Origin of the sequence: Pseudoalteromonas sp. R3, assembly GCF_004014715.1 — a bacterium.
Classification (GTDB): Bacteria; Pseudomonadota; Gammaproteobacteria; order Enterobacterales; family Alteromonadaceae; genus Pseudoalteromonas.
In genome coordinates this window covers 4,278,884-4,300,162 of the sequence record NZ_CP034835.1, presented here as the reverse complement: position 1 = coordinate 4,300,162, position 21,279 = coordinate 4,278,884, and the positions used below count along the sequence as shown (strand labels likewise).

General features: G+C 50.0%; 15 protein-coding genes and 1 pseudogene. 7 read left to right on the top strand and 9 right to left on the bottom strand.

Annotated features, from left to right (window positions below):
- Positions 1 to 146 precede the first annotated feature (146 nt).
- Positions 147 to 1,168: pseudogene (mtnA, locus tag ELR70_RS23955) on the top strand (S-methyl-5-thioribose-1-phosphate isomerase).
- A 24-nt stretch (positions 1,169 to 1,192) separates the two neighbouring features.
- Here the strand turns inward: mtnA and ELR70_RS23950 are convergent.
- The 3 genes from ELR70_RS23950 to ELR70_RS23940 are packed head-to-tail and all read right to left on the bottom strand — an operon-like array spanning position 1,193 to position 3,029.
- Positions 1,193 to 1,735 (bottom strand): cupin domain-containing protein, encoded by a 543-nt coding sequence (locus ELR70_RS23950; RefSeq protein ID WP_054016076.1) that lies wholly within the window; start codon positions 1,733 to 1,735, stop codon positions 1,193 to 1,195.
- Positions 1,732 to 2,418, bottom strand: a complete 687-nt coding sequence (gene mtnC / locus ELR70_RS23945; protein WP_054016075.1) for an acireductone synthase — start codon at positions 2,416 to 2,418, stop codon at positions 1,732 to 1,734. Before mtnC ends, ELR70_RS23950 begins: the two co-directional genes overlap by 4 nt.
- A complete protein-coding gene (locus tag ELR70_RS23940) occupies positions 2,415 to 3,029 on the bottom strand; it encodes a methylthioribulose 1-phosphate dehydratase (RefSeq protein WP_054016074.1) in 615 nt (204 codons plus the stop codon). Before ELR70_RS23940 ends, mtnC begins: the two co-directional genes overlap by 4 nt.
- A 158-nt stretch (positions 3,030 to 3,187) precedes the next feature.
- Here ELR70_RS23940 and ELR70_RS23935 point away from each other — a divergent pair, with 158 nt between their 5' ends.
- Both ELR70_RS23935 and ELR70_RS23930 read left to right on the top strand, forming a co-directional pair.
- Entirely contained in the window at positions 3,188 to 4,282 is a 1,095-nt protein-coding gene (locus tag ELR70_RS23935) for a methionine aminotransferase (RefSeq protein ID WP_054016231.1), read from the top strand.
- Complete coding sequence (locus ELR70_RS23930) at positions 4,270 to 5,055, top strand: amidohydrolase (protein WP_054016073.1); 786 nt, start codon at positions 4,270 to 4,272, stop codon at positions 5,053 to 5,055. Before ELR70_RS23935 ends, ELR70_RS23930 begins: the two co-directional genes overlap by 13 nt.
- Before the next feature lie 67 nt (positions 5,056 to 5,122).
- On the opposite strand, the gene ELR70_RS23925 is transcribed toward ELR70_RS23930, so the two are convergent.
- From ELR70_RS23925 to ELR70_RS23905, 5 genes are all read right to left on the bottom strand, one after another.
- Complete coding sequence (locus tag ELR70_RS23925) at positions 5,123 to 8,431, bottom strand: methyl-accepting chemotaxis protein (protein ID WP_054016072.1); 3,309 nt, start codon at positions 8,429 to 8,431, stop codon at positions 5,123 to 5,125.
- A gap of 275 nt (positions 8,432 to 8,706) precedes the next feature.
- A complete protein-coding gene (locus tag ELR70_RS23920; protein WP_054016071.1) occupies positions 8,707 to 12,036 on the bottom strand; it encodes an amidohydrolase family protein in 3,330 nt (1,109 codons plus the stop codon).
- A 132-nt stretch (positions 12,037 to 12,168) separates the two neighbouring features.
- Positions 12,169 to 14,325, bottom strand: a complete 2,157-nt coding sequence (locus tag ELR70_RS23915) for an ATP-binding protein (protein ID WP_054016070.1) — start codon at positions 14,323 to 14,325, stop codon at positions 12,169 to 12,171.
- A 119-nt stretch (positions 14,326 to 14,444) separates the two neighbouring features.
- A complete protein-coding gene (locus tag ELR70_RS23910) occupies positions 14,445 to 15,101 on the bottom strand; it encodes a response regulator transcription factor (protein ID WP_054016069.1) in 657 nt (218 codons plus the stop codon).
- Positions 15,102 to 15,328: 227 nt separating this feature from the next.
- Complete coding sequence (locus ELR70_RS23905; RefSeq protein ID WP_054016068.1) at positions 15,329 to 15,700, bottom strand: histidine triad nucleotide-binding protein; 372 nt, start codon at positions 15,698 to 15,700, stop codon at positions 15,329 to 15,331.
- A gap of 217 nt (positions 15,701 to 15,917) precedes the next feature.
- Here ELR70_RS23905 and ELR70_RS23900 point away from each other — a divergent pair, with 217 nt between their 5' ends.
- Positions 15,918 to 16,571 (top strand): DUF2057 domain-containing protein, encoded by a 654-nt coding sequence (locus tag ELR70_RS23900; RefSeq protein ID WP_054016067.1) that lies wholly within the window; start codon positions 15,918 to 15,920, stop codon positions 16,569 to 16,571.
- Positions 16,572 to 16,594: 23 nt separating this feature from the next.
- Here the strand turns inward: ELR70_RS23900 and ELR70_RS23895 are convergent, their stop codons facing one another.
- Complete coding sequence (locus tag ELR70_RS23895; protein WP_054016066.1) at positions 16,595 to 18,442, bottom strand: M1 family metallopeptidase; 1,848 nt, start codon at positions 18,440 to 18,442, stop codon at positions 16,595 to 16,597.
- A gap of 130 nt (positions 18,443 to 18,572) precedes the next feature.
- Between ELR70_RS23895 and murB the strand changes: the two genes are divergently transcribed.
- The 3 genes from murB to ELR70_RS23880 are packed head-to-tail and all read left to right on the top strand — an operon-like array spanning position 18,573 to position 21,269.
- Positions 18,573 to 19,586, top strand: a complete 1,014-nt coding sequence (gene murB, locus ELR70_RS23890) for a UDP-N-acetylmuramate dehydrogenase (protein WP_054016230.1) — start codon at positions 18,573 to 18,575, stop codon at positions 19,584 to 19,586.
- On the top strand, positions 19,579 to 20,574 hold the full coding sequence (gene birA, locus ELR70_RS23885) for a bifunctional biotin--[acetyl-CoA-carboxylase] ligase/biotin operon repressor BirA (protein ID WP_054016065.1): 996 nt from the start codon (positions 19,579 to 19,581) through the stop codon (positions 20,572 to 20,574). Before murB ends, birA begins: the two co-directional genes overlap by 8 nt.
- Positions 20,571 to 21,269, top strand: coding sequence for a type III pantothenate kinase (locus ELR70_RS23880; RefSeq protein ID WP_054016064.1), 699 nt, complete (start codon positions 20,571 to 20,573; stop codon positions 21,267 to 21,269). The genes birA and ELR70_RS23880 overlap by 4 nt, the downstream gene beginning before the upstream one ends.
- Positions 21,270 to 21,279 lie beyond the last annotated feature (10 nt).

Below are 21,279 nucleotides of genomic sequence, written 5' to 3'. Positions count from 1 at the left end.
ATTCTATACCTATAAACGTTTAGAAGTCTATACATCTTTAGATCTTGATGTAGAATAGTGCAGGCCATTTCATTATGGGATCACGCGCAGCGAGCAGATCTGGTTGATGATTGGCATTACTCAGGAGCAAGCCGGAGGAAGCAAGGTTGAAAGAGTTAATCGCACGCAGTCTTAAATATCAAAATGGCAAGGTTCAAGTGCTGGACCAGTATCTGCTGCCACACCAGGAAACATGGCATCACTGCGAAAATGTGGAGCAGATGAAGTCGCTGATCTTAGCGCTTAAAGTTCGCGGGGCACCTTTGATTGGCCTGGCGGCCAGCTTGCTGGTGGCTTATCTGGCAGAGCAGGGCAGCAGCAAAGCGCAATTGAACGACGCCATTGATGAATTGACCGCTACGCGTCCGACCGCAGTGAACCTGATGCATTGTATGGCCAGACTGCGTGAAGCGCTGCAACAGCCTGATTATGCGCAGGCCGTGGTTGCTGAGGCGGAGCGTCTGTTTGAGGAAGACTGCGCCTTGTGTGAGCGGATGGCCACATTCGGAGCTGAGCTGGTTGAATCCGGAGACAATATTCTTACTCACTGTAACACCGGGGCCCTGGCTACCGCAGGTGTCGGTACGGCACTAGGTGTTATCCATCATGCTGCCAGGCAGCACTCGAATATTCATATCTGGGTTGATGAAACCCGGCCTTTGTTGCAGGGGGGCGTCTGACGGCCTATGAGTTGGCTCAGTGGCAGATCCCCTATACGCTGATCTGCGACAATATGGCAGCCAGCCTGATGGCAGCGGGCAAAGTCGATAAGATTTTCGTCGGCGCAGATCGCATTGCCGTTAACGGCGATTTTGCTAATAAGGTGGGGACTTATAACCTGGCTGTACTGGCGCATTTTCATCAGATCCCCTTCTATGTTGTCGCACCAGTGACGACGCTGGACAGCAGCTGTGCATCCGGGCAGGACATTCCTATTGAACAGCGTGCAAAGACAGAAGTCACCGGAGTGAGTGGCAGTTTTGGCAGCTGCCAGTGGGCACCGGAGCAGGCAAAAGTATACAACCCTGCCTTTGACGTCACGCCTGCTGCGTTAATCACGGCCTGGGTACTCGATACTGGGGTATTTTACCCGCAACAGGTTGCAGCTGGAGTATTGGGCACGGTATGAGAAAACCCGTGCCATAAAGGCGTTTTAATCCAGTAACGGAAAGCGCTCTGCAATTGGGCTGTCGGTACTTTGTGCCACCCAGCCCTGTTCATTGTTGAATAGCCGGATCGCCGTAAACTCAGGATCGCTGCCCATATCAAACCAGTGAGGTGTATTGGCAGGGACTGAGATCAGGTCGCCCTGCTGACACAGCACCTGGTAAACCCGTTCGCCAATATGCAGGCAGAATAGCCCCTGTCCCTGCACAAAGAAGCGGACTTCATCCTCGCTATGCGTATGTTCAAAGAGAAACTTTTGACGCAGTGAGGCTGCGTCTGGGTGACCTTTGGGTAAGGAGATCACATCTACCGTTTGATATCCATCTTGTGCTATTAGTCGAGCGATATCGGCCTGATAAGCCTCAAGAATATCGTCATGAGAGGCGGCCTGAGTAACATCATAAGCGGCCTGCCATTGTTCAAAGCGTACGCCTACTTCACTAAGCCGGGCAGCTATCTGGTCGTGTGCATCACTCTGGAACTCAAATTTATTCGGGTACTGATCGTGGAAAACGCTCAACTGGCTCATAACGACTCCTGTGCGTGATAGTGGCTGAAATCTTCGATATATTTGTGTTGTTGTGCGCGTGGCTGTGCATCGCGCCACAGCTGCAACGTTTGCATACCGGCTGCTTTGGCGGCATCCAGTTCGGCCACCACATCACTCAGAAAGAGGATTTCGTGCGCCGCAAAAGACATCTGACTGACAATGGTTTGATAGGCTTCGGGCTGTTGTTTGGCGCCCACCCGGGTATCAAAATAGCCACTGAACATAGGTCGCATATCGCCATAGTCTGAATGCGCAAACAGCAGTTGTTGAGCTTGCACTGAACCGGATGAATACACATAGAGGGCTTTTCCTGCGTCATGCTCAGCGCACAAAAACTCGTAGGCATCCGGATATATATGGCCGGTAAAGTCGCCGTTATGATAACCATGCTGCCAGATCATGCCCTGTAATTGCTTCAGCGGGGTGATTTTTTTATCTTCGGCGATCCAGTTAAGTAGCGCCTGAATAACCTGCTCCAGCGAAGCGTGTGGCTCGCCCAGCTCAGCGCGTACGGCATCCAGTTGTGCACTGACTTCGGGTTGTTGCGCATGCTGAGTGACGAAATCTGCCAGATTGTTCGCGGCATAGGGAAACAAGATCTCTTTAACGAAAGAGATACGCGTAATGGTGCCTTCAATGTCGATCAGAATTGCTTTAATCATCCGTTTTTTTCCAGTTGTCGGCGCGTCAGTTCGCAGTTAAACAAAAATTCCAGCGCCTCGATATGGCGGCGGGTTTCGGTGATATCGGCACCCATGGCATACAACCCATGCCCGCGGATCAGCACGCCGTGTTGGATAGGCGTATGGCAATGATAATCGGCCACCCTGGTTGCCAGAGCGGGAATATCCTGATCGTTATCGAATACCGGAATGGCCAGAGTTTCCAGGTGGCTGGTAAAGCCATGCAGGGCTTTTTGCATTTCATACCCTGTGATGTCCAGGCTGTGCCCTGTTGTCAGGCGTGACAACACCGTGGCGGCAACTGAGTGGGTATGCAAGATACAGTGCGTGCGAGGGCTGAGTGCATATAGCGCAAGGTGCAGCTCGGTTTCGGCCGAGGGGTTACCAGTGCCGGTTGTCTGTGTACCCTCGGTGTCGAATTCCAGAAAATGTTCAGGTTGTAATGCGCCCTTGTCATGACCACTGGCCGTGACAACAAAGCCTTGCTCTGTTCTAATGGAGAAATTGCCTCCGGTTGCCGGTACCCAGCCCTGTTCGCTGAGCCAGCGTCCGGCTTCTATCAGGGCATGTTTTGCTTGTGCTGATTGCATACGCTTACCTCTCACGAGTAATATCGTGGATAATTTTAGACGGCTATACTTCTATTTGCAGCAATGATAGCATCGCTTGGGCCGTTACACCACACGCAAACGAGGACTTGGCCGTGGAAAGTAAATTACCTCATGTAGGCACCAGTATTTTTTCAAAAATGACCGCGCTGGCCAATCAGCATGGTGCACTCAATTTGTCTCAGGGTTTTCCTGAATTTGATGCGCCTGAGCGGCTCAAACTCAGACTGGCCCAATATGCTCAGGCTAGTATGAATCAGTATGCGCCTTCGCCTGGTATGCCGGCTTTACAACAGCAAATTGCTGCATTGGTTGAGCGCAAATACGGGGCCAAGGTCCAGGCTGCAGCTCAGGTGACCGTGACCGCTGGCGCCACAGAGGCACTGTTTGTGGCCATTCAGACGCTGGTGCGTCCGGGTGATGAAGTGATAGTGTTCGACCCAGCGTATGATTCTTATCATCCTGCCATTGAGCTGGCAGGCGGTACCAGTGTGCATATCGCGCTACGCTCCCCCGATTATCTGATTGACTGGCAACAGGTTGCAGCCGCTGTGACGACAAAAACGCGCGCGATTATTATCAATACACCGCATAACCCAAGTGCAAAAACGCTCAAGGCTGCGGACATAACAGCGCTAAAGGCGCTGCTGAATGAGCATGACCTGTATCTGATCAGCGATGAAGTGTATGAGCACATTACCTTTGATGCTCAGCCGCATATGAGTGCGCTGCGAGACCCTGACCTTGCAACCAGAGCTATGGTAGTGGCCAGCTTTGGAAAGACCTTTCATTGCACCGGCTGGAAGCTGGGATATTGTATTGCACCTGAGACGCTCAGTGATGAGTTTCGTAAGATCCATCAGTATGTCACCTTCTCTTGTTTTACCCCGGCACAGCTGGCGCTGGCTGATATGCTCAAAGAGGAACCGGAGCATGTCGATGCATTGTCTGATTTCTATCAGCATAAGCGCGATCTGCTGGTTGAGGCACTTCAGCCGGGACGATTTACCATTTTGCCCAGCGAAGGCAGCTACTTCTTGTTACTGGACTACAGCGCCATTTCGACACTGGATGATGTACGCTTTTGTGAATACCTGGTGGAGGAAGTCGGCGTTGCGGCGATCCCCCTCAGTGTATTCTACGCAGGCGGCAGTACCGATAAGGTGATCCGTCTGTGTTTTGCCAAAGAAGACAGTACCTTACAGGAGGCTGCGAAGCGTTTATGTCAACTTTAACCGTGGCGCTGGTGCAGCAGTCGATTGACTGGCTGGCACCTCAGAATAATTTTTCTCAGCTGGAAACTCAGCTGCAAGCTCAACAGGCTCAGTTGCACGGCTGTGATCTGATCATTTTGCCTGAAACCTTCGCAACGGGCTTTGCGTTGGCCGAACCTTGTGCAGAACCACCCCAGGAGGGGACAGCCCTGGCTTTTTTACAACAACAAGCGCAGCGCTGGCAGGCTGTTGTGGCGGGCAGCGTGCTGGTGATGCATGGTGACAAGAAAGCCAATCGTTTTTACTGGTGCTGGCCGGATGGCACTGTGCGCCACTATGATAAACGTCACTTGTTTTGCCTTGGCAAAGAAGGGGATTATGTCATTGCCGGAGAGGAGCGCGTGGTATTCGAGGTAAATGGCTTCAGGATCTTGCCGCAGGTGTGTTATGACCTGCGTTTCCCTGTATTTCAGCGTAATCGCAATGACTATGATGTGATGATCAATGTGGCCAACTGGCCTGCTGCACGACGTCGTATCTGGGACACGTTATTGCAAGCCAGAGCGATTGAAAATCAGTGTTATGTGCTGGGTTGTAACCGGGTTGGTGAGGATGGGTATGGCACAGCACATAATGGCGGGACAGCTGCATATGATTATACCGGCGCCTTATTGGCGGGTGTAGCGGATGATAAAGCCGATGTGCTGGTGGTCAGCCTGGACAAAACGTCGCTGGAGTCCTTTAAGCTGGGCTTTCCTGCGCACCTGGATGCGGACTCATTTTCCCTGCAATAAGAAACCAGGCACAGCGCGGTGAAGCCTAAACCGCGCTGCACATAAACTGGCTTACTTCATAGCGAGTTTAAGAGGCGTTATAGCTGTGGATCAGCAGCTCCTGTTCAGGTGACGCCAGAGCGTTCTGTTGACGCGCATTAACTTCAAAGTAACCAAGTAATTCACGCATCGCATTGGCCTGCTCCGACATTTGTCGTGCTGCCGCCATCGTCTCTTCCGTGATAGCTGAGTTTTCCTGAATTAAGTCCGTCAGGCGTTGTACCACGATATCCACTTCTTTGATTGACTGCTGCTGTGTGGTAGTCGACAGGTTGATTTTCACTATATTTTGGCTCACATCGGCAACGGCTTCGACTATTTGATCCAGCTTCTCGCCTGAATGATTAGCCAGCTGGGTGCCTTGTTCCACTTTCTCGTTACTGTTGGCAATGATCTCTTTGATTTGCTTGGCAGAAGCGGCACTGCGGCCCGCCAGCTCACGCACTTCGTTTGCAACCACTGCAAAACCCCGGCCATTTTCACCTGCCCGCGCTGCTTCTACGGCGGCATTGAGCGCCAGCAAGTTGGTCTGAAAAGCCAGCGCATCGATCACCGACACAATTTCATTAATGTCTTTGCTGGCCCGGTTCACCTCGCCGATCGCTGTTACTGTATCCTGTGACAGAGAGCCGCCTTCTTTGGCTATGGTTTCCGCATTACTTGCCAGTTCCACTGCTGTGCCCGATTGCTTGGCCACTAGAGTCAGTTCTTCAAGCATATGACTGGTACTGGCACTGGCTTCTTCCAGGTTAGCAGCCTGCTCTTCGGTACGCTGGCTGATCTCCGTGTTACTGGCAGCAATTTCGCCGGCACTCTGGGTCACCTGACCCGCCGCATATTGGATCCCTTCTATCACTTCAGTCAGCTTAGCGATGGTGGCATTAACATCACGTTGCAGTGTTTCAAATACGCCCTCATAGTGGCCATTGATCTGTTCATTCAGCTGTCCTTTGGCCAGCGCACCTAACACCCGGGTAACTTCATTGATGGCGTCAGATACTGTGGTTGTGGAGGCGTTAACGTCTTCTTTTAGCTGCAATAGTTGGCCCTGCAAATCGGACTCAATCTGAACGGTAAAGTCTCCCTGACTCATCGCCGACATGACGCTGGCCAGCTCTTCTATGACACGGCTGAGATTATTCACCGAATGGTTAATATCGCCTTTGAGTGTGTCCAGCTGACCACACATAGGTGAGTTGATAGTGCGGTCGAAGCGACCGTGGCTGATTGCCATCATGACCGATGAAATTTCGCTGATGGCCTCATCGACGCTGCATACCGAGACATTAATGTGTTCTTTTAACTCCCCAAGCTGCCCCTGGGCTGGTGTTGATACGGTTTGTTTGAAATCCCCCTCGCTGACGGCAGCCATAGTGTGACCGATGTCTTCTATAATGGCGGCGAGATTTTCCACGCTGGAGTTAGTGTCGTCTTTGAGCTCCTCAAGCTGGCCGCGTAGCGGTAACTCAAGACGTTGACTAAAGTCGCCCTGACGTAGTGCACTCATCATAGCGGCGAGCCCATCAACGGCCCCGGCAACACTGCTTACAGAGTTATTCACGCTCATTTTTAGTTGTTGCAGGCTGCCTTGCGCTTCTACCTGCACTTGCCCACGGAAGTGGCCTTGCTCCATCTCTGACATCACGCTAACAATTTCCGTCATGGTCGCATTGATGGAATGCATAGAAGTGTTGATATGTTGTTTGAGCGTTGCCAGGTCGCCACTCATGTCAGACTGGATCTGCTTGTCAAACTGGCCTTCTGACATTGCATGGATCACTTGCCCCACATCACTCAATGCCGTTTGCAGGCTTTGCGCACAGTCATTCGTGGCACGCTTCAGGGTATCCAGCTCCCCTTTACACGGCGCACTGATCCTGTCGTCAAATCGGCCTGCGGCCATGCGGTTCATTACTCGGTTTGTCTCTGAAATAGACAGCTGTAAAGCGTCCAGCAGGGAGTTAAATGCCTGGCCACAGCGACCAATTTCATCCAAAGTATTTATCTCAGTGCGTAAAGCGAAGTCTCCCTCTTGCTCCACTTTGCGAATGGTATTTACCAGCGCGTGAACCGGGCGAGTCAGAGTACGAGCGAACCAGAAAGCGGCAAGAATAATCATAATAATACAGACCGCAAGCACCATAAGTAGCTGGGTACGCAAAGTATTGATCGGTGCGAAGGCTTCGGCTTCATCGATTTCTGCCAGCAGAGCCCAACGTACGTTAAACACATCAACTGAGGTATAAGCCGACAATACAGGGTTGCCATTATAGTCGAGTACGACTTTCTGTCCTTGTTGTCCCTGCATGGCTAATTTGAATGCTTCGGTATTCACAGTGCCTTTTTCCGGATGGCGAAATGAGGCAGTTACTGAGTGATGAACCGGATCCAGATAAGAGTCTGAGCGCATCAGGCCTTCCGGACCAACCAAATAGGTTTCTCCGCTTTCTCCCAGCCCCTGACGTTCCGTCATTATGATATTCAGGGCGTCAATCGAGAGTTGGAAGATTAATGTGGCTGATACCTGACCATCAAAGACCAAGGGGGCTGCGACAAAACTCGCGGGAGCATTGTAAGAAGGCAAATACTGCTCATAATCAACAAACGCCATGTCACCTTCCTGACTTAATTCGCGGGCAGCGAGAAACGCTTTGGCAATATTGCTCTTTGAGTAAGGGCCGTAGAGCAGTGAGGTGGCAAAGTCGCTCTCTTTATAGACCGAATAGATAACATTGCCATTCAGGTTATCGACAATAAAAATATCATAAAACTCATAAACGTCGGCAATTTTAGTGAAAAACTCATGGTATTGCCTGTGCACTTGATCGTATGTGTCGTCAACAGGACTACTGAGCAGATTAAACTTTTCCCCCAGAGGATGCGGGTTCTCGGCCAGGTAACGGGTTTGCAAAGTGATCCCCTGAGGGGACAAGTCGTCTAGTAATATTGCCGGTGGTGCGGCTTGCTCATTGAGTGACTTAAAGCGTGGCGCAAATTGCTCGCGATAAAAGCGCGTCAGGCTGGCGGGTGTCGCAACGGCATCATCGACTTCGCCATAGGCCTGGATGAAGTCCCTGGCAGCTTGCTTGACATAGGGGTTTACCGCCAGCGATACCAGTTTATCCTGCACGCCATTGAAATGACGCTCAATGGCGCTTTCTTTGATTTCACCGACCGCCCCCAATTGAGCATAGACCTGTCGGGTCATGGCATCGGATGACTGCATCAGGGCCATAGTGATGATGATGGCGGTTGGGATCAGGGCGACCAAGAGAAAGGCCGAGATCAATTTTTGTGTCAGGTTAAGTGACTTAAATAAGTGGCTGAGATCAGACATGCTCCCTGCTCCTTGTATTAGCTGATATACCCGTGAGGCTGTGCTGTTGGCGCCTGTACACGCGGCCTCGCTGCGCCGCCATCATAGCATGAGCCTGACGACAGAGTATCCTATTCAGTGACACAGTTTAGAACAGTTCTCGACAATATCCAGCGTGCGGAGCGGGACAAGTTGAGGCATGTAAAGCGTTGTTGGCAGAAGATAAATGCGCAGATGGAGAGATAGGCGAAAAAAAAGCAGCCTTTCGGCTGCTTTAGCAATGAAATGATCTGGTTTTAATGTTTCCAGTGATATTTATGTGCTTTTTCTTCCATATATACTTCCGTTGCCGGATGCATTGGCGTTTTACTGCCGTTTTCGAAGAACAGCGGCTGACGCTTCACATTATAGTTACCCGTTTCGTTCATTGTCGCAGCATCATAGATACGACCATTCAGAACGGTATAAGCAACTTTTTCTGATTCGCGGATGTCGTTCAGTACGTCACCATCGATGATCACTAAGTCGGCCAGTTTGCCTTTTTCAATGGTACCAATGTCGTGGTCCATAGCCAGATATTTGGCACCATCGATGGTACCACTACGCAGCGCTTCCCATGGCGTAAAGCCACCTTGCGCCATTGACCACAGCTCCCAGTGTGCACCCAGGCCTTCGCGCTGACCGTGTGCACCAATGTGTACCGTTACGCCCTTATCACGCAGTTGTTTCGCGGATTTTGCTGCATTGATATGGTTGTAGTGGTGTTCTGGGGCCTTTTCACGGCGCACTGAACGCGGATTAAGAATGTAGTCTGGAACAAAGCTGGCCAGACGTTCGTTCTTCCATACATCTGTGGTGTCATAGAAGTAATCTTCTCCCTTGATACCACCGTAGGCCACATTAAACGTTGGTGTGAAACCGGCTTTGGTCTGGCTCCACATTTGCGTGACGTCGGAATAGATGTTCGGGATCGGCAGGGCATGCTCAAGACCGGTATGGCCGTCGATGATCATATTCATGTTCTGCTGGAACTTAGAACCGCCTTCCGGTACCACCATAATTTCCATTTGCTTGGCAGCTTCGAGCACTTGCTGACGCGTATCGCGACGCGGGTGGTTATAACTCTTCACTGTGATAGCACCCGCATCTTTGAGACGCTTGACGTGGAATTGCGCATCTTCCAGGTTGCTGATAGGGGTTTTATAACCCGGTGCATTACCTGCGTAAAGAATGCGACCTACGGAGTAAATACGCGGTGCGACGGTCAAACCGGCACGCTGTAATTCAGCCATAGAGAAAACTTCGTTCGAGTCATTGGATGGATCATGAATCGTGGTAACACCAAAACTGACGTTGGATAGCTGATTCCAGTTTTGTTCCGGTTGCAGGTTATGGCTGCCGTAGCTGCCGTGGGCGTGTGCATCTACCAGACCTGGGATCACAGTTTGGCCAGTGATATCGATCACTTTGGCTTTACTTGGGATCTCAATATCGGCACGAGTGCCCACCGCAATAATGCGGTTTTCTTCAATCAGTACCACCCCATCTTCGATGATTTCTTGCTGCTCGTCTGCGTTACGCATAGTCACAACTTTACCACCAACCAGGGCCAATATACCTTCTGGCTTGTCGGCCTTTTTCTCAAAGCTCAGATCAATGCCTTGCGCCGTCAGTTCTGCCGGCTCGGCTGCTGCGCCTTTTAAGAACGCAAAGGTATCTGTGAGCTTACGCTGATACAAAGTAGGACCAAAAGCCCAGGTTAACGCACTGCTGTCTGCTTTCCAGTTCAGGAAGTCACCAGAATATTTTGATACTTGTTGTACCGGGAACGACTTAGTCCCTTTATTAATAGACAGGGTTTTACCTGTGCTGGTAAATGGTGCCACAAAGGTATTGAAGTTTTCGATGAAGGCAACATAGTGACCATCAGGAGAAACGCGGTAGTCAAAAATGTAGTCGCCTTTGAAGTGTGAACGCTCTTTTTCACCACTGAGGTCAACAGATTTCAGTTCACGGTGTGTACCATCGCTCATGACGCTGAAATAGATACGATCTTTTTCTGCGCCGAAGTGTGGGTTGTCACCATGTTTGATGATGCGCTTGGCTTCGCCACCTTTGGCACTGGTCAGGTATATACCCGGTTCCATCGACCAGTCACCGCTGAGCAGGTAGCCCCCAGTCACTTTGCGATACAAGACATGTTTACCATCTGGTGAAAAGCTCGGGTTGATATAGTGACCTGGATCTTGGGTGATCACTCGGCCTGTGCCGCCACTGGCTGACACTATGCGTACAGCACCTAAGTCCTGATCATCCCAGCTGGTGTATACGATGTATTTGCCATCACGTGAGAAGCTTGGGTAGAACTCAAAGTGGTCGTTTTGCTTTGTTACACGGCGTACTTTACCTGAAGCGATGTCTTTGGTGTACAAATGACCCAATGCCTGAAACAGCGCCGTTTTACCATCCGGAGAAATCTGTGACCAGCGCGCCAGCTTGACTTTGAAAGCATCCGGTGCCACGTCGACAGCAAATTTAAGCGCAGGTGTGATTTCTTTCTCAGCAACAACACGAGTTGGGATCACTTTGGCTTGTTTACTGGCAATGTCGACTTTATGGAATACGCCGCCCGCCCAGAAAACTAAGGCTTTGCCATCCGGTGTATAGGCAAATGCCGGGGTGTTACCTTGTGCACCATTGGCTTCTTGCAAGTCACGGTCCAGGCCGGCAAAGATCTCAGTTTCGATACCTGATTTCAGATCTTTAATATACAAGGCGCTTTGCATGACCTTGCCATTTTCAATACGCTTAACGAACGCCAATGATTTACCGTCCGGGCTCGGTGTTGGACGAATTGCGCCGCCGGAGCCACGGATCACGGTTTCTTCTTCACCGGTGGCCAGATCCCATGAGCGGATCTCGAACACGGACCCCAGAGCATTTTTGTTGTATTCCCAGGTGACACCAGGTGTGGCATCGACTGAGTAATACAGTTTCTTGCCATCGGTTGAGAAAGCGGGTTCAGCGATGTTTTTCTGCGACTTAGCACCATGTAAACGATCTCTTACCACCACACCTTTACCACCTGAGATATGGTACATGCGGATTGAACCACCCGGAATCGTACGACCCGTTACCTGACCTTGCTTAACCGCGATGTACTGACCATCTGGTGACCAAGCGGGGTTATGTAGTAGGTTATGAGACTCATCAGAGACTTTGCGCATGTTGTCGCCGTTGACGTCCATCACCCACAGGTTCTCTGCCCCTTCACGGTCCGAGATAAAGGCGATTTTTGTGCCATCGGGAGAGAATTTTGGCTGGAAGTTCCAGGCTCTGTCACTGGTGATCGCTGTGGCTTTACCACCGCTCATTGGCATTACATAAATGTCACCCAACATGTCAAAAATAATTGATTTACCATCCGGGCTGACATCCAGGTTACTCCAGGTAGTCTCGTTGGTGTCTATGGTGATGGTTTGCTTGTCACCCGGAGGAGTCAGTACGTTCCACTCTTTAGTACTGGCTTGTTCAGCTTTATCTGTGGTTGCCGCCACTGAGGGCGTGCTGAGGCCGATCATGGCCGCACCGATGGCAATGGCCAGCGGTGATTTAAGTAGTGTCATAATGAAATTTCCTTCAGATTTCTTGTTATTTGGGTAGCACAGCACCCTGTGTCAGCTAGAATGACTAACTTTTCCCATAAAGTCGACATTCTGGCGATAAAAGTAATGCTTTGCGCGTTTGCATGAAGCTACTTAGTTGAGCGTGTGATGACGCACATACTGCAGGTAGGCTTCCAGGCTTTGCTGCCATAACACCATGGCATCCGATAGCTCTTCATCGCAGCGTTTCTTATCCAAAAGCCTGCGCTCGATTTTTTTGAGCATTAAGCCATAGCGATTAAAGCCAAGCTGGAGCGCGGTGCTGGCCTGGCGATGTAATAGTTTAATACACTGCTGATCATCTTCATCCAACAGTTGCTGGATGTGACGCAGTTTAGTCCGGGCAGATAAAACAAATTCGTTATAGATGGATGAGACTTCATCTTCGCTGAAGCCGCTGAGTGAGCCTACCGCGCTTTCATCATAGAGGGTATCGCTTAGTTCGACGCTGATATCTGGCTTCTGCGCTTTTTGCGAATTACTGATGGCCTGGCGCAGCTTATCTTGTTTGATCGGTTTACCCACTACATCACGGATCCCCAGAGCCAGATACTCTTTGATTTCTTCCGGGCTGAGGCTGGCAGTAAAGGCCAAAAATGGCGTGCGTCGATTCTTATGTTCAATATTTTTAAGCCGTTTAAGTACCTCCTGACCGGTTAAATCAGGCAAGTTCATATCCAACAGGACAACGTCAAAGGCATGTTCGGTAAGCTGTTCAATGGCACTTTCACCATCGTTGGCCAGTTTTATCCTATGTTCGTCACTGGCCATAAATTCAATAGCAATCTTTCGATTTAAATCCAAGTCTTCGACCAGTAAAATGTCCAGGCCGGTGGCATAGTCGACATTGTGATGGCGCTTTTCGACCAGGCTGAGTTCTCCGACCGTCAGGGTTAAATCAAAGCTAAAAGAGCTGCCTTTATCCAACTCGCTGAGAATTTCCAGTTGGCTGCCCATTTTATCCAGCAGACGTGCAGTGATGGCCAGTCCAAGCCCGGTGCCTCCTTTTGTTTTGCCGGCACTGCTTTGTACATAGGGCTCGGTGAGTTTCTCGATGTCTTCTTCTTCAATGCCGGGGCCGGTATCTATCACACTGAAACGCACTCTGTGAGCCATATTGCCTTCTTTGATCATTTCAACACAGACCTTTACTTCACCCTGATCGGTAAACTTGATGGCGTTACCCACCAGGTTTAACAGGATCTGGCGAAGTTTTTGCTGATCACAGTAGTAGCAAACTTGTTCTGGCATATCGTATACCAGTGTAAACGTCAGCCCGCGCTGCTCTGCCATAGGTGTCATCAGCAGGCACAGGTTGTTGAGCCAGCTTTTAAATTCAATGTCTTCGGCGGCCAATACTTCGTCGCTTTGCTCCAGGCTGGCGTAATCAAGCACTTTATCGATAAGGAGGTTAAGAGATTCCGCTGAATTAATAATGGCTTCGCAGTATGCCTTGCTGGCCTGGTCCCCAATGCGATTGAGTACCAGCTGAGCGCTACCGAGTATGCCATTGAGTGGGGTGCGGATCTCATGACTGACCGTGGACAGGAATAAACCTCGGATCTCCAGGTCTTGCTGTGCTTTTTCGGTCAGGCGGTTAAGATTATGTTCGCGTCGTTCATTACACAAAATAGCCATACCGGTGGCATAAAAGATGGGTGCCAGTACGCCATTAAAAAAGAGGGTAATGGTAAACCAGGGGCTGTCGAACAAGTTACCATGGTGAATATCCCCCATGAGCAAGGTACGGCCGGTAAAGACACAAAGGATAAAGCTCAACACAATGAGATAAACAATGCTGCCGTTAGGGTATAACGGATGGGCATAGCGGACAAAGTAGTATAGCAACAGTAGTGCCTCAGCGATGTGCTGGAGGTCGGAGATCAGAATACGTTGCCTGAGACCCGGCGCTATGGCGCTGAAATAGACCAGAGCACAGAATAAAACGCCGGTGACGATTAGGTAAAATTGAAAAGCTTTATCGCGAACACCCAGAAACTGGCTGATCGCCCAGCAATGGAGTATGGATGCGGCAAACAAGAGGCCGTTAGCTATGCCTATCGTCTGCCACTGCTGAAAGTGGCTGTGCAGTGCAAAGCCGATGATACCGGCAAACAACACCATCGGATAAAAAATGTAGACCAGTGTGCCCGGGGTGTCTTTATTCGCACGCCATGTCAGATAGTTAAGAAGGGTCATCATGGCAGTCATGACGACGCTGGTAACATATAGAGTTTTAGGATCCAGCATGGTGCGCTCTAGCAATAAATGAACTTTGCTAGCATAAAAGGAAGAATAGGATCAGTAAAGCGATGCTAAGAGGTAAAATGTGCCGAGTTAGCCACGGCACATTCATAATGAGACGTAAACTAGCGGATTTCGTCTGGGATATTTTGTTGCGCCCAGGACAATAATTCAATCCTGTTACGGCATTTGGTTTTTCTGAATGCACTGTACAGGTGGGTTTTTACTGTGTGTGGGCTGATGTTCAGATCTTCCGCAATTTCTTTGTTCTTTGACCCTTTACTCATTAAGGTAATGATGGCCTTTTCACGCTTGGTGAGTTTAACCGGCTCAATATCACCTTCAGTCAGCTTGTGTAGTGCGTCTTTATTAAACTGCAGCATGCGGTTCAGTGCATTACACATAATCTCACGACGATACCAGAGCTGATCTTCCATCAGCAGGCGGATCCCTTTCATCAGTACATCCGCATTATCCGTGGTATAGAAGACGCCGCGGATACCACTGAGCAAAGCACGATTGGCCAGTTCAGGGTTTTCATCAAGATTAAACAACACAATGTCGCAGCTGACTTTTAGGTTTACAAGCTGCTCTTTTAACTTGCCCCAGGCATCATTGACAGCCGTTTCAATGAAGAGTAAACGAGTGTTCTCTGGTACTTCTGAAATATCGGTCCCAGTGATTACGTCCAACCCCTGAGTTTTCAGCAATGGTTGTAATACATTGACGCCTATGGTGTTAATAGGTTCTTTGTCTAGCAATAAAAATGCAGTACTGCTCATGTGGAAAACACTCTCATTCTGTCTGATTACGCAATGCTATCACGGGACTCAGACCTTTTGTATTAGAAATATCATCAATAAATAGATTGTTCTGCTATATATTGTGGCATTTCTGATCTTGTTGTCGGATTAAAGCCTTATAAAAAACAATAAGGCTTTGATATTTATGTTCTTATTTTTATATTTGCTAATATGTTAGTAAATTACATTCATTAACAAAGAATAATTTAGGCTACTACTTTTTTCTTATCTTGGTATGGGGGCCAGCCCATTTCTTTTCCTGCAAGTACATGTAAATGAATGTGGTAAACTGTTTGACCGCCATCATTGTTGCAGTTCATAACCGCACGATAGCCATCGTCTGCAAAGCCATGCTCTTTAGCAAGTTTAGCTGCTACCAAATACAAATGCCCAACCAGGTGTGCATTTTCTTCATTAATGTCATTCATGGTGGCGATCGGTGTTTTTGGGATCACCAGAACATGAAAGGGGGCTTGCGGATTGATGTCCTTAAACGCCAGGGCCAACTCATCTTCATACAGGATATCGGCGGGAATTTCCCGGTTAATTATCTTGGTAAAAATTGTTTCTTGGCTCATTATTTTTCCTTGTATACGAAAGTTTAGCTGATCAGCATAGCGTGCAAAGAGTAAGATACAAGCGAAAAGTGTTGTTCAGAGTTTAGTCACTCGACAAGCGGATACCAATCTCCGGTGAATGAGTGTTTTAGTCCGAACAGGACGCTCAATTACTCTGTGGCTATTTTAGGTTCACAGCTAAGTGTCAGCCACATTAACAACAAAATAAAGAGGAATTATGAAGAAAATACGCATTTTTTACTTTCTGTGCGTCAGCCTGTTGTGTGGGCATGTTATGGCGGCGCAGTTGCATTTTCCGGAAGAACTCTTGCCGCTACAGGTGGGGCAGCAAGAAATAGAGCATTCATTTTTTAACAAAGTGCGAGATCTGTCGCTGGCAGCAGGCAGACACCAGCTGCGTGTTAAATATACGGATCTATACGAGGTCGGGTATGACGATCATGAAGTGATAGAGTCAAAACCGTTCTGGGTTATCGTTGAGGTGACTGAACAGGGGGATTATCACGTTGAGTTTGAACGGGCCGATACACTTAAAGCTGCTAAGCAGTTTGCCAGGCAACCACAGCTGTGGCTGAAGGCGCCAGACGGGATACGCACACCAGTCAAGACGCTGACTCAACAACTGCGGATCCGCACTGTACCGCAGGCGGCTGAAAAGCTGAAAACGCCTGTGTTGAAGCCAGGCTATGAAGACTCTTTACCTGTCGAGCCGCCTGTGGCGCCTCAAGCTAGTAAACCTGCTTTGTCTGACGCTTTGCCTGCAGCACCTCAGGCTGGCAAACCTGACGCAGCGGCGATGCTGGAGTTCTGGTGGCAACAGGCGAGTCCGGCTCAGCGCGCAGCGTTTTTAGAAAAAGTACAGCCTCAATGAGGCTGTACTATTAAGGGTATCAATTAGTTAGCAAAGATGGCATCTATGGTGCCTTGTGCTAACGGGTGATAGCCCGGGCGTGCTTTTTGATAGACTTCATAGGCCCAGTCGCGTTTGCCGTTGGCAACCAGTGACTTGTACAAGCGGACAATGAGCTTACGACGGCCAATCCCGGTCAGGTGCTTATCAAGCGCAGGGTAAATAGCGTCATAGCCATTGCCAACTGCCAGCATAAACCAGGCGAAGGCCAGCTCGGCATTGGTTGAGTTGGTCAGACCAAACGCCTGGTCCAGGGCTGCCATTTTGTCCTGTGCCAGGTCGCGCGGCAGGTTATTGATAAAATGCAGCCACTCGTGCACCGTCCAGCTGGCGGTGGGAATGGCACTAAGCGTGCTGTTGCCAGCTAACCAGGCCTTTGTCGCGGCATCGACTTTATCAAATGCATCTGACGTAGGATTAGGCGCATCAGCCGGTAATCCCGGTTGGTGGATCCACTCATTGACCTTATCCATGCTGACAATGCCAGGATGTTTGTTGATGAGGTGTTTTTCTATATATTGAACAAACTCGGCGGTGGTCAGCGATTTAAACGCGTAGGCGTCAAAGTAGCCTTTCACAAAAGCATCAAACACTTTACGGCCAAATTTTTCTTCCAGGTATATCAGGAACAGCTGACCTTTAGTGTAAGGAACTGTGCTGAATGCATCGTCCGGATCGCGACCATTGAGGCGCAGGTTCAGGCGCGTATCTGGTGCGGGCAACTCCTCAACGACGGTGCGTAGTCTGGCGGAATCCAATGCTTGCTCCATGACTGCGCGCTCACGACCAAACACCTCTTCCATAATGCGGTTTTCAACATAAGAGGTAAAACCTTCGTTCAGCCACAGGTCTTCCCAGGTGGCATTGGTGACCAAGTTGCCCGACCAGGAATGCGCCAGCTCGTGGGCGATCAGGTTAACCAGGCTTTTGTCACCCGCAACAACGGTAGGTGTAATAAAGGATAAGCGTGGGTTTTCCATGCCACCAAACGGGAAGCTCGGCGGCAGCATCAGTAAGTCGTAGCGTCCCCAGGCATATTCGCCGTACATGGCGTTGGTTTTATCTATCATCGCCTGGGTGTCATTAAACTCTGCAACAGAGGCATCTAATATCTGTGGCTCGGCAAAGATGGCGGTTTGGTGCGACATCTCTTTATATTCGAGGTTACCGGCACCGATGGCGATAAGATATGGCGGGATGGCCTGCGGCATATCAAACCAATAGTCACCGTCTTTGATTAACGCACCGCTGTTATCCGCACTCATGACAGCGCGCACATCTTTAGGTGTGTTGACTCGTGCTGAATAGGTCACACGCATTGCAGGCGTATCCTGGACGGGGATCCAGCTGCGGGCATGGATAGCCTGAGACTGGCTGTACATAAAAGGATGTGACTTACTGGCGGTTTGCTCTGGCGTCAGCCATTGCAGACCGGATGCCTGTGGCAAGCTGTTGTAATAGATACGGGCTTTTTTCGCTTGTTGCTTAAAGCGGATAGTCAGTTTGGCGCCTTTCACATCATCGCGTTTAGCAAGGGTGAAAGAGGCAGGATACCATTTGCCGTTGCTGCCCTGGTACATCACCTTGTCTATTTCAAGGTCACGGGTATCCAGCACCAGGGTTCTGGCTTGTTTGTTTTGCCATGCCAGCGTGTGTTCCACAAAACCTTCCAGCTGTTTGTCTGCAAAGTCGACATCCAGATCCAGGTGAAGGTGTGTGCTGATCACGTCGTTGAGGTTGGCATAGGTGTGTTCGTCCACCGCCTGAGCACTCAGGGCGGTGTGTGACAGGCCTGCTAAGGCAAGACCAAAGGTTAGGGCAGAAAGTTTCATTATTATCCTTGCTCATGATGTGAGTAGAGCCGTTGTTATACCACTTAAGTGCCAAAATGACACCTTGATGCGCCAGAGCCAAGGATAGGCTACACTAGCGGCAATTTTGCATTTGTTACAGGGTTCGGGTGTGCAGTCATTGCAGTCATTACACACATTCTCGCTACCGGCGTCATGCAGCTCCTTGCTGCGTATAACGGATCCGGCGCAGCTTTACGACCACGATTTTAGTACGCCATTTTATATTTTAGGTGAGGGCAGTAACAGTGTTTTCCTGGACGATTATGCGGGCACAGTGATCCAAATGGCCAATCGTGGTGTGGCAATCGAAGAGCAAGCCAGTCACTACATTGTGCGTGCTGCAGCCGGTGAATCCTGGCATGCACTGGTGATGCATCTGCTGGCACAAGGGATTGGCGGGCTTGAGAACTTAGTCTTGATCCCGGGCACCTTGGGGGCGGCACCGATCCAGAATATCGGCGCTTATGGTGTGGAACTGGCCGATGTGTTGTATCAGGTGCAGGGCTTTGATATTGCCAGTCGAACCATGCAAATCCTGGATAAATCGGCCTGCGAGCTTGGCTATCGCGACTCTGTGTTTAAACATGCTCTGAAAGACCGCTTTATTATTACTGAAGTGACACTGCATTTACCCAAGCAGTGGCAACCTGTACTGAGCTATGGCCCGTTAAAAACACTCTGCCATGAGACGGTGACCCCTCAGGCGGTTGCTGAACAAGTCATGGCAACCCGGCGCAGTAAATTGCCTGACCCTCAGGTGCTGGCAAACGCCGGGAGCTTTTTTAAAAATCCGGTGGTCGACAAAGCGCAAGCCGATGCCTTAGCCAGTCGTTATCCCGATATGCCCAGTTACCCGGTCGATGCACAGCATTGCAAACTGGCCGCTGGCTGGCTCATTGAGCGCGCCGGGCTCAAAGGCTATCAACAGGGTGGGATCAGGGTGTATGAGCGTCAGGCCTTGGTGCTGGTCAATGAAGGCCACAGCAGAGGTGAGGACCTTAAAGCGATGATCAGTCATATTCAGCACACCATACTTACCAAGTTTGACATTGTGCTGGAGCATGAGGTCAGACTGATAGGCCCGCAGGGGGAAATTACAATACAGGAAGCGCACTATGGTTAAAGCACCCGATGGCAACAAGCTGGCCATTTTACATGCCCTGAAGTGCGGCGAATTTGTTTCCGGGCAGGCACTGGGCGAACAGCTGGGGATCAGCCGGGCGGCGGTGTCTAAGCATATTAAGTCTCTGCAACAGATGGGCATTGATATCTTCAAGGTGACGGGCAAAGGCTATCGACTCAATAACAGCCTGCCTTTATTAGCAGAGGCGGAGATCCGTCAGAGCTGGACGCAGCTCAGCGATACGCCGTGTCAGATAGAAGTACATTCTATTATTGATTCGACCAATAGCGAGCTGATGCGTCGTATTCAGGCTCACCAGTCTATTCCCAAGGGGCAAGTGCTGGTTGCAGAAATGCAGCAGGCCGGGCGAGGCCGGCGTGGCCGTCAGTGGCAGTCACCATTTGGTGCCAACTTATATTACAGCTGTTACTGGCAGCTGGATGAGGGTATGCAGGCTGCCATGGGGTTGTCGATTGCCGTCGGGTTGGCGGTACATGATGCACTCAACGCCTTGTTTGATTTGGATGTGCAATTGAAGTGGCCAAACGATGTCTATCTGAATGAACAAAAGCTGGCGGGCATCTTGGTTGAACTGGACGGTCAGGTTGAAGGCCCCTGCCATCTGGTAATTGGTATAGGGCTGAATGTGGCGATGCCAGACAGCGCTGCCGGGAAAATCGATCAGGCTTGGACCGATCTCAGTCAGCACGTTAACACAGTGAACAAAAATCAGCTGGTGGCCGTGCTGACTTTGTGTCTGCAAAAGCGCTTGGAGATTTATCAGCGCCATGGGTTGAGTGTGATGACAGAGCAATGGAATGCCCTGAATGTGCATCGTCAACAAGTCGTGACGCTGACTACAGGACAAAAACAATGGCGGGGCATTTGTGAAGGCATAGACTCGCAAGGTGGTTTGGTGCTGCGTCAGGATGGTGAGCTTAAAACCTATTACGGCGGCGAAATCTCTGTGCGTAAGGAGGTATTATGAAGCTGCTGGTAGATGTAGGCAACACGGCACTGAAGACGGCGACGTTGGCAGGAGGCGTCATCTCCTTAGTGGCTGAAGCAGACATTCCCTGGTCAGAGATAGAAGAAGTACTGATTGCACAGGTGGGCAAGGGGGAGCTGGTCGCACCGCTCATTGAGCGTGCGCAGCAATTGGCTATTCCACATTATCATGCCAAGACCAGTGCAATATTGGGCGGGTTAACTTGCGCTTATCCGCAATTTGAGAACTTAGGAGTCGATCGCTGGCTGACGGTGGTGGCCTGTTATCATCTTTATCCGCAACAAAGCTGTGTGATACTCGATTGTGGCACTGCCAGCAAAATAGATGTGCTGAATAAAGACGGGCACCATTTGGGCGGCTGGATCTTGCCCGGCCTGGATATGATGATCAGCAGTCTGGTCAGCAACACTCAGAAAGTTTTCAGTGATGACACCAGTTTGTTTTTGCCTGAGCTGGGTACCAATACTCCCAATGCGGTCAAAAATGGTGCCCTGGTCGCAACCCTGGGGGCACTGGAATACTATTTGAGCCAATCTGACGACAACCCTGTGATTGTTTGTGCTGGGGGATATGGCGAATTAATGCAACAACATTTAATGCGCCCCTGTGTGTACAACGATATTTTAGTGCTGCAAGGCCTGATGTACTGGCGTAAATATCAGCAGTTTGCATAATAATTTGCCT

Bases quoted from the DNA above. Each gene is read 5' to 3' on its own strand.
- ELR70_RS23950 (WP_054016076.1), bottom strand. From the start codon at position 1,735: ATGAGCCAGTTGAGCGTTTTCCACGATCAGTACCCGAATAAATTTGAG.
- mtnC (WP_054016075.1), bottom strand. From the start codon at position 2,418: ATGATTAAAGCAATTCTGATCGACATTGAAGGCACCATTACGCGTATC.
- ELR70_RS23940 (WP_054016074.1), bottom strand. From the start codon at position 3,029: ATGCAATCAGCACAAGCAAAACATGCCCTGATAGAAGCCGGACGCTGG.
- ELR70_RS23935 (WP_054016231.1), top strand. From the start codon at position 3,188: ATGACCGCGCTGGCCAATCAGCATGGTGCACTCAATTTGTCTCAGGGT.
- ELR70_RS23930 (WP_054016073.1), top strand. From the start codon at position 4,270: ATGTCAACTTTAACCGTGGCGCTGGTGCAGCAGTCGATTGACTGGCTG.
- ELR70_RS23925 (WP_054016072.1), bottom strand. From the start codon at position 8,431: ATGTCTGATCTCAGCCACTTATTTAAGTCACTTAACCTGACACAAAAA.
- ELR70_RS23920 (WP_054016071.1), bottom strand. From the start codon at position 12,036: ATGACACTACTTAAATCACCGCTGGCCATTGCCATCGGTGCGGCCATG.
- ELR70_RS23915 (WP_054016070.1), bottom strand. From the start codon at position 14,325: ATGCTGGATCCTAAAACTCTATATGTTACCAGCGTCGTCATGACTGCC.
- ELR70_RS23910 (WP_054016069.1), bottom strand. From the start codon at position 15,101: ATGAGCAGTACTGCATTTTTATTGCTAGACAAAGAACCTATTAACACC.
- ELR70_RS23905 (WP_054016068.1), bottom strand. From the start codon at position 15,700: ATGAGCCAAGAAACAATTTTTACCAAGATAATTAACCGGGAAATTCCC.
- ELR70_RS23900 (WP_054016067.1), top strand. From the start codon at position 15,918: ATGAAGAAAATACGCATTTTTTACTTTCTGTGCGTCAGCCTGTTGTGT.
- ELR70_RS23895 (WP_054016066.1), bottom strand. From the start codon at position 18,442: ATGAAACTTTCTGCCCTAACCTTTGGTCTTGCCTTAGCAGGCCTGTCA.
- birA (WP_054016065.1), top strand. From the start codon at position 19,579: ATGGTTAAAGCACCCGATGGCAACAAGCTGGCCATTTTACATGCCCTG.
- ELR70_RS23880 (WP_054016064.1), top strand. From the start codon at position 20,571: ATGAAGCTGCTGGTAGATGTAGGCAACACGGCACTGAAGACGGCGACG.